This window comes from Chryseobacterium scophthalmum, from assembly GCF_900143185.1.
GTDB classification, from domain to species: domain Bacteria; phylum Bacteroidota; class Bacteroidia; order Flavobacteriales; family Weeksellaceae; genus Chryseobacterium; species Chryseobacterium scophthalmum.
Genome location: NZ_FSRQ01000001.1, coordinates 1,296,466 through 1,311,565, shown reverse-complemented (window position 1 = coordinate 1,311,565; position 15,100 = coordinate 1,296,466). Strand labels below are relative to the sequence as shown.

At 35.3% G+C, this 15,100-nt stretch carries 11 protein-coding genes; all 11 read left to right on the top strand.

The features are described 5' to 3' along the window. Nucleotides 1-19: 19 nt before the first annotated feature. Nucleotides 20-1,369, top strand: coding sequence for a phage tail sheath family protein (locus tag BUR17_RS05930; RefSeq protein WP_074229408.1), 1,350 nt, complete (start codon nucleotides 20-22; stop codon nucleotides 1,367-1,369). Between the two features lie 33 nt (nucleotides 1,370-1,402). Further along, complete coding sequence (locus BUR17_RS05925) at nucleotides 1,403-1,834, top strand: phage tail protein (RefSeq protein ID WP_074229407.1); 432 nt, start codon at nucleotides 1,403-1,405, stop codon at nucleotides 1,832-1,834. Between the two features lie 2 nt (nucleotides 1,835-1,836). After that, the gene (locus tag BUR17_RS05920) at nucleotides 1,837-2,304 is read left to right on the top strand and encodes a phage tail protein (RefSeq protein ID WP_074229406.1); all 468 of its coding nucleotides are present in this window, start codon (nucleotides 1,837-1,839) and stop codon (nucleotides 2,302-2,304) included. A gap of 200 nt (nucleotides 2,305-2,504) precedes the next feature. Continuing rightward, on the top strand, nucleotides 2,505-2,663 hold the full coding sequence (locus BUR17_RS20850; RefSeq protein WP_167594292.1) for a DUF5908 family protein: 159 nt from the start codon (nucleotides 2,505-2,507) through the stop codon (nucleotides 2,661-2,663). After that, on the top strand, nucleotides 2,663-3,421 hold the full coding sequence (locus tag BUR17_RS05915) for a CIS tube protein (RefSeq protein WP_074229405.1): 759 nt from the start codon (nucleotides 2,663-2,665) through the stop codon (nucleotides 3,419-3,421). Before BUR17_RS20850 ends, BUR17_RS05915 begins: the two co-directional genes overlap by 1 nt. Nucleotide 3,422: 1 nt before the next feature. Beyond that, a complete protein-coding gene (vgrG, locus tag BUR17_RS05910) occupies nucleotides 3,423-5,165 on the top strand; it encodes a type VI secretion system tip protein VgrG (protein ID WP_074229404.1) in 1,743 nt (580 codons plus the stop codon). A gap of 2 nt (nucleotides 5,166-5,167) precedes the next feature. Further along, nucleotides 5,168-5,458, top strand: coding sequence for a PAAR domain-containing protein (locus BUR17_RS05905; RefSeq protein ID WP_074229403.1), 291 nt, complete (start codon nucleotides 5,168-5,170; stop codon nucleotides 5,456-5,458). Nucleotides 5,459-5,611: 153 nt separating this feature from the next. Next, the gene (locus BUR17_RS05900; protein ID WP_074229402.1) at nucleotides 5,612-6,022 is read left to right on the top strand and encodes a GPW/gp25 family protein; all 411 of its coding nucleotides are present in this window, start codon (nucleotides 5,612-5,614) and stop codon (nucleotides 6,020-6,022) included. A gap of 88 nt (nucleotides 6,023-6,110) precedes the next feature. Further along, a complete protein-coding gene (locus BUR17_RS05895) occupies nucleotides 6,111-9,167 on the top strand; it encodes a baseplate J/gp47 family protein (protein ID WP_074229401.1) in 3,057 nt (1,018 codons plus the stop codon). 24 nt (nucleotides 9,168-9,191) lie between these two features. Beyond that, nucleotides 9,192-12,080, top strand: a complete 2,889-nt coding sequence (locus BUR17_RS05890) for a hypothetical protein (protein ID WP_074229400.1) — start codon at nucleotides 9,192-9,194, stop codon at nucleotides 12,078-12,080. Then, nucleotides 12,070-15,054 carry a PKD domain-containing protein gene (locus BUR17_RS05885; protein ID WP_074229399.1) on the top strand — a complete coding sequence of 995 codons (2,985 nt, stop codon included), beginning with the start codon at nucleotides 12,070-12,072 and terminating at the stop codon, nucleotides 15,052-15,054. The genes BUR17_RS05890 and BUR17_RS05885 overlap by 11 nt, the downstream gene beginning before the upstream one ends. The last annotated feature ends 46 nt before the right edge of the window (nucleotides 15,055-15,100 follow it).

Below are 15,100 nucleotides of genomic sequence, written 5' to 3'. Positions count from 1 at the left end.
AACTTTAAAATTAAAAAAAATGAATTACAAAACACCTGGAGTCTACGTAGAGGAAATTGCAAAATTCCCACCATCTGTAGCACAAGTAGAAACTGCTATTCCCGCTTTTATCGGGTATACAGCACAAGGTCCAAAAAATGAGCCAACAAGAATCTCTTCAATGTTGGAATACGAAACGCTTTTCGGAAAAGCAAAAAATGAAGCGTTTACATTTACTGTAGTTGAGGCGACTACAACACCACCAATTAAGCCGAGAACTGTTACGGCACAATTATCAGCACCTAGTCCTTTCAAAATGTATTATGCTATGCAAATGTATTTTGCAAACGGTGGCGGACCATGTTATATCGTTTCTGTAGGTAGCGCTGTAGGTTATCCAACTGGAGTAGATGCAGTAGATTTAGATGAATTGAAAGACGGTCTTGCTACTTTAGAAAAAGAAGACGAACCGACTCTTATTGTTTTCCCGGATGCGGAAGGCTTATCAACAACACATGCTTATCAATTGTATAATTTAGCTTTAGATCAAGCGGAAGATTTAAAAGACAGATTCGTTATTATGGACGTTCTTGGGGATGTTTCTACATTTAGAACTGCTGGTCCTAGTTCTGGTCCAAGCGGTGAGCGTCTAAAATATGGAGCAGCTTATTATCCAAAATTAGAAACAGTATTAACTTACAGTTATGATCCAGCTATTATTGTTACAGATAATAAGACTCTGGAATATTTCAAAACTAATGATTCAGAATTGTACAACTTGGCTAAAGCAGCAATTGAATCTAAATCAGTTGTATTGGCTCCATCATCATCAATGGCAGGAGTTTATGCTAAAGTAGACAGCACTTCTGGAGTATTCAAAGCACCAGCTAATGTTGGACTTAATTTCGTAGTAGCACCAATTGAGAAAATTTCTCACCAGGATCAGGAAGCTCTTAATGTAGATGCTACATCAGGAAAATCGATCAACGCGATCAGAACTTTTACAGGAAAAGGACCATTAGTTTGGGGAGCAAGAACTTTAGACGGAAACAGCAATGAATGGAGATATATCTCTGTACGTCGTTTCTTCAACATGGTGGAAGAATCTGTGAAGAAAGCTACGGAACGTTTCGTTTTCGAACCAAATACTGCCAATACATGGATTCGTGTACAAACAATGATCGAAAATTTCCTTAATCAACAATGGCAAGACGGAGCATTGGCTGGAAGCAAACCTGAAGAAGCTTATTACGTAAGTGTTGGTTTAAACAAAACAATGTCTGCTCAGGATATTTTGGAAGGAAGAATGATTGTAGAGATTGGTATGGCTGCAGTGCGTCCTGCTGAATTTATTGTGTTGCGTTTCTCACACAAGCTACAAGAATCATAAAATAAACTAAATAACAATTAAATAACAACAATTATGAGTACATATCCATTAGTAAAGTTTGCCTTTGAAGTTGATTGGGGTGGAACAAAAGTAGGTTTTCAGGAAGTGAGCGGATTAAATGCCGAAGCAGCTTTAATTGAATACAGACATGGAGCAAGTCCTGATTTTAGCAAGATTAAAATGCCGGGATTGAAGACTTTCAGCAACATTACTTTAAAGAGAGGAACTTTCAAGAGTGATAACGAATATTTTGAGTGGTTCCAAACCATCCAATTGAATACGGTAGAAAGAAGATCAATTACGATCTCACTTTTAGACGAAAACGGAGAGCCTGCAGTAACTTGGAAAGTGAAAAATGCATTCCCGCTAAAAGTAAATGCAACAGATTTGAAAGCTGAAGGCAATGAAGTAGCTATCGAAACTCTGGAAATTGCACACGAAGGATTAACGATCGAAAATAACTAATCATGGCTCTTTTATATCCTCCAACTAGTTTCTCTTTTATTGTTAATGGGATTTCAACAACAGAGGGTATTGACTCCAGATTTCAGTCTATATCTGGTTTATCAACAGAAATTACAACTGAAGAATATGCCGAAGGAGGTGAAAACAGGTTTACCCATCAACTTCCTTTGCGACCAAAATATCCAAATTTAGTTCTTAAGCGTGGATTAATAGTGAGTTCGGGATTGATAAGCTGGTGTAGAAATGCAATGGAAAACTTCGAGTTTGAACCCAGAGACCTTATTGTTTCTCTTTATGGAGGGCTTCAGTCTACAGCACCTTTAATGGTTTGGAATGTAGTTGGAGCATATCCTGTAAAATGGGAAGTTTCAGAATTCAACGCCGAAGAAAGCAAACTTGCTATTGAAACAATAGAACTGAAATATAGATATTTCACAATACCCACATCGTTAGCAAGCTTAGGCTTGTAATTTCTAAATCTATCTAAGCACTTTAAAGTGTGTTAGTTTTCATATAACATTCAGCGAAAATTTTCAGATAAAAAAATAAAGGATTGGTCTATAACAAGACTGAACACACTCTTTATGTGCTTAGATTTTTCAAAATAAATATGTTAAATCATTGGTTATTAGTGTTTTGAATATTAATAATTGATTAAAAAACAAACGAAATGCCAATAGAAATAAAAGAGCTTCACATTAAAATAAATGTGGACGAAAAAGCAGCAGCGACAACTGCCTCATCGGTAGATGAAGGAAAGATCATGCATGCAATTAGTGAAAGTGTAGAACAAATAGCAAATATTGAAAAACGTAAAAAAGAAAGATAATGGAAAAGTTAACGATAGATACGTATGAAAATAATAGTTTTTCATCTATAATTCAATCAGGTGCTTTTGTTGCTGCTATTAATCCTACAAGTTTTTCGATATCATATAAAACATTCCAAAATACTGATCAAGCTGCAGGTTCACCAAATACGAATGTAAAATATGAAAAATCACTTGCGCCTAGTTTACAGATAGAATTTCTATTTGATGCTACAGGAGTAACAGATATCAATTCTGGTAACACGCTCGTAAATAAAATAAGTAAGCTAAAAAAGCTAAGTAAAAACGTAAATGGGGGAAATGCTGTAACTGAGCAGATTAAAAAGTTTTATGAAGCGACTGGGGAGTTTGTAGGTCCTTTGCATAAACCTCGCAATGTGGTTCTTCGATGGGGAGCAAGTTTGCCTCCCGGTTCGAGTTCGAAAGCTGCTTTCGAATATAAAGGGATGCTTACCGATTTAACGATAGATTATAAGTTATTTGACAGTGAAGGAAAACCTTTAAGAGCTACAGCAAAAGCAACATTTACTGAGTCTATTAGCCCAGAATTAATGGAAAAACTTGTAAAAACATCTTCTCCGGATCTTACCCACAAAAGAACAGTGCAAGATGGAGACACACTACCCTTAATGACTAAAGGAATTTATGGTGACTCTAAATATTATTTAGAAGTTGCTAAATTAAATGGTCTTATCAATTTCAGACAGTTAAAACCAGGGAGTGAATTATATTTTCCACCTATAGAAAAAATATCATAACATGAACAATAGCGGATACATAAAAACAGCAAAAAATCCAGACCTGATTACTTTTAAGGTGATGTCCGGAGATACCGAATTGCCGGGTAAATATGGTATAAAAAGCATAGTGGTAGAAAAAGAAATCAATAGAATTCCTTATGCCCGCATTGTTATTTTAGACGGAAGTGCACCAGAACAGGATTTTAAACTAAGTAATGAAGAATTGCTTATTCCTGGGAAAGAAATTGAAATTACCGCAGGATATCATTCTAAGGAGGAAACTATTTTTAAAGGAGTTGTTGTAAAACATAATGTAAAAGTGAGAAGTGGCTCTTCTTACCTCATCATCGAATGTAGAGATAAGGCGGTAAAAATGACCTTAGGTAGAAAAAGTAAATATTTCTACGACAGCAAAGACAGCGATATCATCGAAGAATTAATTGGTAATAGTGGTGCAACTGCCGATGTAGAAGCTACTTCAAATTCACATAAAGAACTGGTTCAGTATCAATCTTCAGATTGGGATTTTATGTTGACCAGAGCACAAGCCAACGGTAAACTGTGTTTTGTTGAAGATGGAAAAATTAAAGTTGCTAAACCTGATTTCAGTGCAAAAGAAATAGAAACAGTAGTCTACGGATCATCAATACATGAATTTGACGGAGAGATTGATGCAAGAGACCAATTCAATAAAATTACAGCAAAAACATGGAGCTATACCGATCAGGAACTGACAGAAGTTGAAGCTCAGGATCCGGCAATTAATCTTAATGGAAATCTTTCATCCGGTGATTTGGCAAAAGTTTTCGGAATTGAAGACCTTCAGCTTAAACACGGCGGAAATCTTACCCAAAACGAACTACAAGATTGGAGTGATGCTAAAGCAACTTTCCAGCAGTTAGCCAAAACAAGAGGAAGGGCAAAATTTCAGGGAATTTCTGTGAAGTTGGGAGATACATTAGCATTGCAAGGAGTAGGAAACCGTTTTAACGGAAAAATATACGTCACAGGTGTCCGTCATGAAATTGTCGATGGAAATTGGCTGGTTGATGCTCAGTTCGGGCTTTCTCCAACATGGTTTTCAGAAACGTATGATGTAAGCGAAATGCCTGGTTCAGGAATTATTCCTTCAATAAGCGGATTACATATCGGTGTGGTTTCACAATTAGAATCAGATCCGGATGGGGAAGACAGAATTTTAGTAAAGATCCCAATCATCAATAACGAAGAGGAAGGAATTTGGGCAAGAGTTGCTACGCTGGATGCAGGAGAAAACAGAGGATCATTCTTCAGACCGGAGATCGGGGATGAGGTGATCATCGGATTTATTAATGACGATCCTAATGATGCAGTGGTACTGGGAATGTTGAACAGCAGTACAAAACCGGCTCCAATTGTAGCTTCTGACGATAATCACGAAAAAGGATTTGTTACCCGAAGCGAAATGAAAATGATCTTTAATGATGATAAAATTTCATACACACTTGAAACTCCAAAAGGTAAAAAAGTGATCTTGGATGAAGATGCCGATGTTATTAAAATAGAAGATGAACATTCTAATATTCTGACTCTTAATAAAGACGGTATCAGTATCGAAAGCGGAAAAGACATTAAGATCAAAGCAAAAGGCGACATTACGATGGAAGGAGTCAATATCAATGTGAAAGCAAGTGCTCAGTTTAAAGCAGAAGGCAGTTCTGGTTCTGAACTTAAATCTGGAGCGGTAACCGTGGTAAAAGGATCTCAAGTAAAAATTAATTGATCATGAAACCAGCAGCAAGAATTACAGATATGCATACTTGTCCTATGGTAACAGGTACAACTCCTCACGTTGGAGGTCCCATTATTCCGGCAGGAGAACCGACTGTATTAATCGGTGGAAAACCCGCCGGAAGAGTAGGAGACAAGGCAATATGCACAGGTCCGCCAGATACGATCGCATCAGGATCTTCGAGTGTAATGATCGGTGGAAAACCCGCCGCCAGAATGGGAGATTCTACAGCACATGGAGGCGTAATATCCGCTGGTGAAGCTACTGTTTTAATAGGTGGATAATATTTAAACATCAGTTTACATAATGATAAACTGCATTTAAATAACATTCAACTCAAGTAAAAAGTAAAACATCAATAACAAAACAGTTAGAAAAACTAAAACTCTATGTTACAGATGCAAAATGCTATAACTAAACATAATACAAAATAACGTATGAAAATAAATACAGATTTTTTAGGAACAGGCTGGAGTTTTCCGCCTGAGTTTAATGAGACTGAAGGAAAACTGGCAATGACCTCCGATGTAGAAGACATCAATAATAGTCTTATTATTTTATTGTCAACAAGACCGGGCGAACGTGTAATGTTCCCTGATTACGGATGCGATTTGCAGGAAATGCTCTTTAGTCCTCTAGACTTAACATTGATTACCCAAATGAAAGGGATCATTGAGCGTGCTATTTTATACCACGAGCCTAGAATAAACATTTTAAGTATTGAAATTGATACCCAAGATGAGCTTGAAGGTGAAGTTTTAATAACAGTTGACTACGAAGTAAGAAATACCAATACAAGAAGCAATATTGTTTTTCCTTTTTATAGAGAGGAAGCAACTGAAATATAATGAATTACGGGATGTCTGTAGCCATTTTGAATACTACCAACATTACAATAAGTATTGCATCTGACCATAGAAAGATAAATATAAACAAATGAAAAAAACAGATACATTTTCACATTATCGTGAAGGAAAATCACAAATGCAGCGCTTTTTAGCAGAATTAGATCCGGGCAATCTTGAATTACACGATTTCGATTTGTTTGATTGGCTATTGTTCGCAAACAACTTTGCGAGACGTGTAAACTATTTTGACAAAGATGATAATACAACACCAAAAGGAAAATGGGGAAACTTCTTCCTGGGTGATGATGGTCCTGATGCGATCCCACGTAGAGAAAGCGTTGAGTACAAAAGTATGAAAAAACAGGTTGCAGATTTGATGTCCCAGTTTGAGCAAGACAGCAACTTAACTCCCCATTTAACATTATTTGTCTGCTTTTTAAAGTTATTAGATTTCTCAAAAAAAGCTTTCAATAATTTAACGAAAAGGCATTTGGATTTCTATTATAATGAAATTCTTCAAATTGAAAAAAATGATGCCAAATCAGACAAAGTCTATGTGATTTTTGAATTGGCAAAAAAAGCGCTTCAGGAAAAAATTCCAACCGGAACATTGCTGGATGGCGATAAAGATGCTGGTGGAAAAAAACGAGTTTACAAAACTAATGATGATCTTATTGCCAATCAGGCAAAAGTTGTCGAGGTAAAAAGTTTTTTAAACGACGGTAAAGAAAGAGAGCTAAAAATGGCTCCGAAAGCAAATACTGCAGATGGTCTTGGTGATAAATTGCCGGAAGAAAGCAATTATTGGTGGCCTTTCGGGTACAACGCTAATGAAACGATCTCAGAAAAAAGATCTATTTATAAAGAGCTTCCAAAAGCTAAACTGGGATTCTCGGTGGCGTCATCTTTATTTGATTTAAAAGAAGGTGAAAGAACAGTAACTCTTACAATCGTTTTTGAGGAAAATTCAGCGCAAAAACTACATAGTATTAAGAATGAAGATATTGTAAATAATATCAAAGTGCTTTGTAGCGGAGAAAAAGAATGGTTATCAGGTGTTCCTTTAGAATGTCTCAAAAACAAAGAAAACATATTAGAACTTTCTTTTACATTACCTAAAGATTTCCAGCCAGTTGTAAAGTACAATAAGGAAGTTTTGCTAGAAACTTTTCAGACCAATTTCCCTGTTGTAAGGTTTATGATTGAAGGAAAAGAATACTACGATATTTATGAAGCTCTTTCAGAAACGTTAGTAAAAAACATAGAAATAGCGGTTAATGTAAAAGGAGTAAAATCTATTCAGATAGAAAATGATAATGGTGCATTAAATTCAGAAAAACCTTATTATCCATTTACTGCACAACCAATTAAAGGATCTAATTTTTTTATTAAATGTCCTGAAATGTTTTCAAAAAAATGGGAAGATGCAGACATTACCATCAATTGGAAAAATACTCCGAATTCTATAACAGATTTATACAACGGATATGTTATTAAGCCTAATCAAAACGTCAGCTTAGCAGATTATCAAAAATTAAAAACTTCGATTGTAGGTTCTGATGGTTATTTTAAAGCAGATACAGCATTATTGCACAAAGAAATTTGGTATACAAAAGCTAATAATATTGATGTATTTAAAAAAATAGAAGGTGCGGGTTATCAAACTCAGTTTTCTATCAGGAATAATAGTGATAAATCTGGTACAAGTGAATCGATCAGATTAACATTTAACCAATCTTCATTACAGGATGTTTATCCTAAACTATATACATTGGCGTTATCGAGCGGTGCTGAAAGCGGCAAGCTGATTCCAAATGAACCGTATATTCCTTTTGCGGAAGATATTGAGCTGAATTACAGTGCAAAAGATAAGGTTTATTTAGATTTAGAGACAGATTCTGAAGGAGAAGTTTTAAAAAGCGAAGACGTACAATTGTATCACGAAGATGCATTCGGGCAATACGAAAAAGAAGCTAAAATACAGGAAATTGTTCCGGTACATAAAAATGGAGGTGAATTATACATCGGTCTGGAAGCAACACCACAAACAACCGTTTCACTATTAATCCAAATGTTGGAAGGAAGTGAAAACCCTTTAGTGAATACTTTTGATGAGAAAGAGTTTATAGAATGGAGCATTCTTTCCGGCAATAAATGGATTGATCTTTCGGGTAATATCCTTCAGAATGAAACCAGAAAATTTTTGGAATCGGGGATTGTAAAGTTTAAAATCTCTAAAGATATCGACACCCATCACACAAGATTTACTGACGGATTGGTTTGGGTCAGAGCAAGATCACAAAGAAGCTATGATGCGGTCTGCAAAATTCAGGGAATTTACACTCAGGCTGTTTTAGCGACATTCCAGAATCAGGATAATGATTTGTCTCATTTAAATAACGGATTAGGTGCAGAAACTATTTCTAAGCTGATCACAAGAGTTGCTCAGGTAAAATCTGTTGACCAGCCTTACAATTCGTTTGGTGGTAAATACCAGGAAACAGATCCTGAGTTTTACAGACGTGTAAGTGAAAGATTGAGACATAAACACAGAGCGATTACACAGTGGGATTACGAGCATTTGGTATTACAGGAATTTCCGGAAGTTTTTAAAGTGAAATGTTTAAACCATACCTCCGAAAAATCTTATATGGCTCCGGGTAATGTAACCTTGATGGTGGTACCGAATATTAAAAATAAAAATGCTTTTGATGTTTATCAGCCAAGAGTAAGCAGAGCAACCCTGAATAAAATTCAGAATTATGTAAACGAATTAAATACAATGCATGTTGATGCTCAGGTAATTAATCCAAATTATAAAGAAGCAAAAGTAGAAGCAAAGGTGAAATTCTTTGAGCAGTATGACGAAACATTTTATCTGAAACAACTAGACGAAGATATCAAAAAATACATCTCTCCTTGGGCTTTTACAGATGCAAAAGAGATTGATTTTAATGTGGTTCTTAATGTTAATCAGCTTGTTACCTACTTAGAGCAGCTGCATTATGTAGATTACATTGATGAAGTGAAGATATCGGTGAATGATGAGCTGCAAAAACAGGCTTTAATAGAAGTAGATCCGAAATCAATTTTGGTTTCTGCTAAAGAACACAAAGTTAGCATTACAAATCAAGTATGTATTTAATTATAAATAGAAGAAAACATAATCATGTCAGAAAATAAGCACATTAGTATACCCAAAAATATAGAAACTGAAGACCAGAATGATTTTCATTTTCTACGAAAAACAGGTATTGAATACATCGAAAAGTTAGGAGGAAAACTCTGGACTGATTACAATTCTCATGATCCCGGTATCACCACTTTGGAAGTTTTAAGCTATGCCATCACAGATCTTGGGATGAGAATGAATCTGAATATGGAAGATATCTTGACTTCTGAAGACGAAAAGAAAGATATTCATACCCAGTTTTTAAAAGCTACAGAAATTCTGCCTTCAAGACCTTTAACAGAGCTTGACTACAGAAAATTATTTATCGATATCAACATGATTTCAGGGCATAAAAGACCCATCCGAAATTGCTGGTTGGTTCCTAAAACTGAAACTTTATATGTTGATTGTGAAAACGGAAATCTTGACTTTAAACCTATCGGAAAAAAGACAGAAAGTTTTAAGGTAAAAGGAATGTATGATCTTTATGTAGATTATGCCGAAGATATTGATGTTGATACGGTTGTTGATGGTGTTGGATGTGAAAAATCTAATATCAATACTAAAATATTAGACCGTTATCACGCCAACAGAAGTCTTTGTGAAGATTTAGCCGAAATTAAACAGGTCGAAACCCAAAAAGTTGCAGTTTGTGCACGTATCGGACTTGTCAATAAAGCTGATGAAGAACTGGTACATGCTAAAGTAACCAGAGCAGTTAATAATTACTTATCTCCGGAAGTTCATTTTTATTCACTGAAACAGATGCTCGATAGAGGTTTCTCTACAGATCAGATTTTTGAAGGACCTCTTTTAGATAATGGTTTTATTGATACTGAAGAGCTTAGAAACAGCCAATTAAGAAGAGAAGTTCGTCTTTCGGATATCATCAGTGAAATCATGAAGATTGATGGTGTTAAAGAAATTCATGAAATTTCTATTGCGGGTTGTGATAACGTAGTAAAACAAAACAACGACTGGTTGATCTGTATTGAAAAAGGCAGAAAACCTGAATTGTGCGAGCTGAGTTCGTTCAGTTACAGCAAAGGTTCTCTTCCGTTGAATATCAATAAAGAAAAAGTTCAGAATTATATTGAAACTCTTAAAAGAGAAGAAGAAGTTCTTAGAGAAGATGCAAGACAAAATAAAGAATTGATTTTACCACAAGGAACTTCTTATGATATAGCCAATTATGCTACTATTTTAAATGAATTTCCAGACACTTATGGAGTCGGAATATCAGGAATTATAGGAAATCAAAATCCTGAAAGGGAAGCATTGGCAAAACAGTTAAAAGGCTATTTATTGTTTTTTGATCAAATTCTTGCCGGTTATTTTAAGCATCTTGAAAAAGTAAAAGAAGTTTTAAGTGTAAATGGTGATCTAAAGAGAACGTATTTCACACAAGCTCTTAAAAACATCAAAGGCTTTGATGAATTGGTTTCTGATTATGATACCGAAAGTGATGATCAGCTTACAGATTCATTGTACGAAGAGCTTGATAATAGTGTAGAAAGAAGGAACGAAGTTTTAGATCATTTGATCTCTCGTTTTGCCGAAACATTCAGTGACTATACTTTCTTGATGAAATCATTGTACGGAAATTCTACAGACGAAATCGTTTTAAGCAATAAAGAGAACTTCTTAAACGAGTATACATCATTAAGTAAAGACCGAGGATTAGGGTACAATTACACATTGTTTTCAGATACAGATATTTGGAATACGACTAATATTTCCGGAGCTCAGAAGAGAATTGCCCGTTTGTTGGGACTTAAAGATTACACGCAAAGAACTTTATCTCAATCGCCTGTTTCAATTATTAAAACGCCTATTGGCAACAATAAATTTACGTATAGTTGGAAAGTAAAAGACGCAGAAGGCAATATTGTTTTATCGTCTGTGAATACTTACAAAATTGAATATTCTGCAACCAAAAATCTGAATGAAGCAATTTATCAAACCATTCAAATTGATCAGGAAGACCTTAAAAATGCATTAGAACAATTAAAAGACGATGACGAAAATCTTGCAGAGACAATAAAAAATCTAAAAGAGTGTGAAAAGAATTTCTGCTTAATTGGAAATATCAAAATCCGTGTTTCGTTGAACGATAACTTCTATCTTGAGATTGTAGATGATCCCGTTAAGCAAAATGTAATCGCTACTCACAAAAAAACAAATCCTTATTCTGATTTGAAAGAATTGAAAAAAGGAATTGTGAAACTGGTAGATTATTTAAAATATGGTTTTACTGAAGAGGGTATTTTCCTTGTTGAGCATTTATTATTAAAACCTACAGCTCGAGATTATAAACTCATGGGGGGAATCGGCTGTATGTCTATTGGTGAAACTTTTAGAATTGCCTATGACCTTCAGGAAGATTCTTCTATTGCCAATCCTTCTTTAGCAGATCCTATAAAATATTCAGAAGCGCTTATGAGCTCTTGTGAAGATTGCGAAATTGATATTTATGATCCTTATTCTTTCCGTGTAAGTGTTGTTCTTCCGGGCTTTGCTTATCGTTTCCAGGATCCTGATTTTAGACGTTATGCCGAAACAGTGATCAGACAGGAAATTCCGGCTCATGTTCTAGCAAAAATCTGCTGGGTTGGAGATCGATTCAGCGAAACAGAAACCGCTCAAAACGACTTGGCTGATTTTGAAGTTGCATTTAAAAAATATCTTTCAGATAAAGCAAAAAACAATACTGCAGTTTTAGGGCAAAGTATTCATGATGTAGTAAAAGCTCTTACTTACCTGAACAATATTTATCGACCTGGAAGACTTCTGGACTGTGCAGCAGAGGATGATGACAACTTAGATGGAAAAATCATAATAGGACAATCGAACTTATCAAAAAAATTGAAAAATAATGAATACTAAATTAGACAACGTAACAACCCAATATAGAAAGTTTAACGATAATCAGGCGTTAACAGAAGGGCAATTAAACGAATTTATAGACTATTTCGAAGATCAGGACAGATTATCAAGAACCCGATTGAGTGGTGTAGGTGTAGTGTGTGGTTTTAAATCAACTTATATAGATTTGATCTTACAGCCTGAAGCTACACTTGAGAAAAACCCCGGAGGTGTAGAGCTTGATTTTAATCTTGATACTATTGCAATTACACAGGGATCAGGAGTTACCACAGACGGAGACTTAATAACCCTGCGTCAAAAAGGAGCTACATCTTCAGAGGTTACTATAGATTTCGGGGTTAAAAATTACAAATATTACAAAGAATATATTGATGAAATCGGATACAAGCATTTTCGAATTGGCGGTCAGCAAATACCTCTATTAGAAGTAATCACACAACAAGAATATGAGGATTTAGGTAGTAATGCTGCAGGTTTTAAACTGTTATCCGACTTCCGTAATACTATACGTAACAAGGTTATTATTCTGTATTTAGAAAGTTATTCTAATGACGAAAATCCTTGCCAAGACGCAGATTGTGATCATACCGGATCTGAGCAGGTGTCTAATCTTAAAGTACTTTTAGCAGATTCTAGTTCTGTTTTGGAACTTGTGAAGAATGGTGATGCAAAAGACAGTATTTATACAGCTCATAATATGTATGAAAAACTCTTTGATCGCTTACCTAAAATAGAAGCCAAAAGGGTTATTTTAGACCCTACGATTAAAGAGGCATCAGAATTGAAAAAAAGATTTCAGGATGCGATCACTCCTGTTGTACAATTAAGTGAAGGTTTTAATGCAATTGCAGGTACTTTTGGAATAAGCATGAACCTGGGAGGACAAACACTTCTTGATAAGCTGAATTTTTTATTTGATGGCAGAGGATCAAGATTTGATCATTATCAATATAGATATGATTTGTTAAAGGATCTAATTGATACTTACAACGAAATAAAAGGTTTGATATTACATCTGGATGCTGAGTGTTGCCCAAGTATTACGTCATTTCCTAAACACCTTATGTTGGGTGCTGTTGGAGCAAAACTGGAATTAGGTGATCGTACCGATTTCCGTCATGGTTTCTATAATTCGCCAGTAACTACAAATGATGACGAGAATTACGAAAGAATTGTAATGCTTGCCAATCGTTTTGTGCAAAAAATAAACGGGTTTCAGTCTTATAGTGGAGCGATTAAAATTACCCCTTCCAACGTTAATGTAAGATTGGGTGAAAAAGCAATCCCATATTACTACAATGTAGATAAACCATTATTGACCCAATGGAACTTTGAAAAAACAAAAACTGATAGAGAAAAATATAATCTAAGTTATCATACAGCCAACTTAGCAGTAGATGACTTCATTCAGAACCCATTGAATTATAATATTGATAACAATGATTTCTATAGAATTGAAGGACATTTAGGATTGCCTTATAAAACGGCTTTACAAAACATCAATGATCTTAAAGCAAAATACGGATTGGCTTTTGATGTCATTGCATTGGTTTTACAAAAAGACGAAAAACCTGGAGGTGAAATACCACCTAGAGAAAAAACGGTATCTATTGATGACCTTAGGAAACAATTGGTATCTATTTCTAGCGATATCAGTAATAGAAAAATTGATTCCCAGAATACTTTATTTAACATCTCAAAACTGGATGAGAAATTAAGATTATTGAACAAAGCTGAATTCTCAAAAGAAGGATCGGAAGAAGGTATTACTGTTGTAAAGCAGGATCCTAGAAAAGATGATGTAGTAAGCGAACTTTTAAGCGAATTTTTAGAGAGAAAATCAGGATTGGAACATAGAGCCGGTGTAGAACCAGGTGGAACCTTTGCTTTAATTTACAATAATGAAACAAACAATCAGGTTCTTGCAGATTTCTCATTGCCTTATCTGTGCTGTTCTAAAAAAGAACCTGTATTCTTAATACTGCCTGACAATAAACTGTGTCAGAAAGATGCTCCGATTGCTATGACGGTTGTTCCGGAAAATGGAGAGGTAAAAGCATTTGTAAATGGTGTTCTTATACCGGCGATTACACAATCGGGAGGTCAGAACTTCTTCAATCCTGGTTTGGTTACTTCAAATTATTTAGGTCAGACCATTAAATTTACTGTTAATGATGATTCTGTGGAAGCTCAGATGATTGTACATAAAAATCCGGAAATAACATCAGTAACTGCGGGTACCGTTACTTATGAGACTCCTACAACAAATCCAAATACAACAAATCCGGATGCAACAGTTGCATTTGATGTTGTTGGTAACTTTACGGGTCTTACGTTTACATGGAACTTTGATGATGGTAGTCAGATTATTCAAAACGAAGCACCGACTACTAAGAAAACTCATGTTTACAAACTGATTGCCGGTCAGGAAGATACTTTCAACCCAACACTTACAGTAACTAATAGTAACGGATGTAGTACAGTTTATAGATTAGCACCGGTGAAATTAACCGGACAATCTACCATTGCTTGTTTAACAGGTATGAGAATTCTTGTACAGTATATACACGCGAAGGAAAGAGGAAGCCATACTTGTAATGAAGCTACATTTAATTTAAAAGGGAACGGATTAATCATAGGAGGCAGCCCGAATGGAAATGTTTTCTTAAGTAATACTGGAGGTTCTAATGATAAAAAGAATTATCCTAAAGGTCCTGCTTATGATCCGAATACTTATAAAGGATATGATCGAGCAAGTGAAATTGTTATTAATCAAGATGAAGCACAGCAAATTGCAGCATTGTCACCAGACGGATTCATATCATTCTCTCTTGAATGTGCATTGAATCGTTGTCACACAGGAGTTGCCTGGACTCAGATATTCCTTGCAGACAGTCTGGTTCCGATTTATGACGGTTATCCGCAGAATAATTTCTTATCAATTAACCCTTGTACAGGTGTAACAAGAAAATAATTCGAGAAAGGAGAAATAGTTTAATATCAACTCCATAGGCAGAAAT

What these genes read in the sequence shown, in the direction of transcription:
- BUR17_RS05895 (WP_074229401.1), top strand. Translation starts at nt 6,111, where the DNA reads ATGAAAAAAACAGATACATTTTCACATTATCGTGAAGGAAAATCACAA.
- BUR17_RS05925 (WP_074229407.1), top strand. Translation starts at nt 1,403, where the DNA reads ATGAGTACATATCCATTAGTAAAGTTTGCCTTTGAAGTTGATTGGGGT.
- BUR17_RS05885 (WP_074229399.1), top strand. Translation starts at nt 12,070, where the DNA reads ATGAATACTAAATTAGACAACGTAACAACCCAATATAGAAAGTTTAAC.
- BUR17_RS05890 (WP_074229400.1), top strand. Translation starts at nt 9,192, where the DNA reads ATGTCAGAAAATAAGCACATTAGTATACCCAAAAATATAGAAACTGAA.
- BUR17_RS05915 (WP_074229405.1), top strand. Translation starts at nt 2,663, where the DNA reads ATGGAAAAGTTAACGATAGATACGTATGAAAATAATAGTTTTTCATCT.
- BUR17_RS05930 (WP_074229408.1), top strand. Translation starts at nt 20, where the DNA reads ATGAATTACAAAACACCTGGAGTCTACGTAGAGGAAATTGCAAAATTC.
- vgrG (WP_074229404.1), top strand. Translation starts at nt 3,423, where the DNA reads ATGAACAATAGCGGATACATAAAAACAGCAAAAAATCCAGACCTGATT.
- BUR17_RS20850 (WP_167594292.1), top strand. Translation starts at nt 2,505, where the DNA reads ATGCCAATAGAAATAAAAGAGCTTCACATTAAAATAAATGTGGACGAA.
- BUR17_RS05905 (WP_074229403.1), top strand. Translation starts at nt 5,168, where the DNA reads ATGAAACCAGCAGCAAGAATTACAGATATGCATACTTGTCCTATGGTA.
- BUR17_RS05900 (WP_074229402.1), top strand. Translation starts at nt 5,612, where the DNA reads ATGAAAATAAATACAGATTTTTTAGGAACAGGCTGGAGTTTTCCGCCT.
- BUR17_RS05920 (WP_074229406.1), top strand. Translation starts at nt 1,837, where the DNA reads ATGGCTCTTTTATATCCTCCAACTAGTTTCTCTTTTATTGTTAATGGG.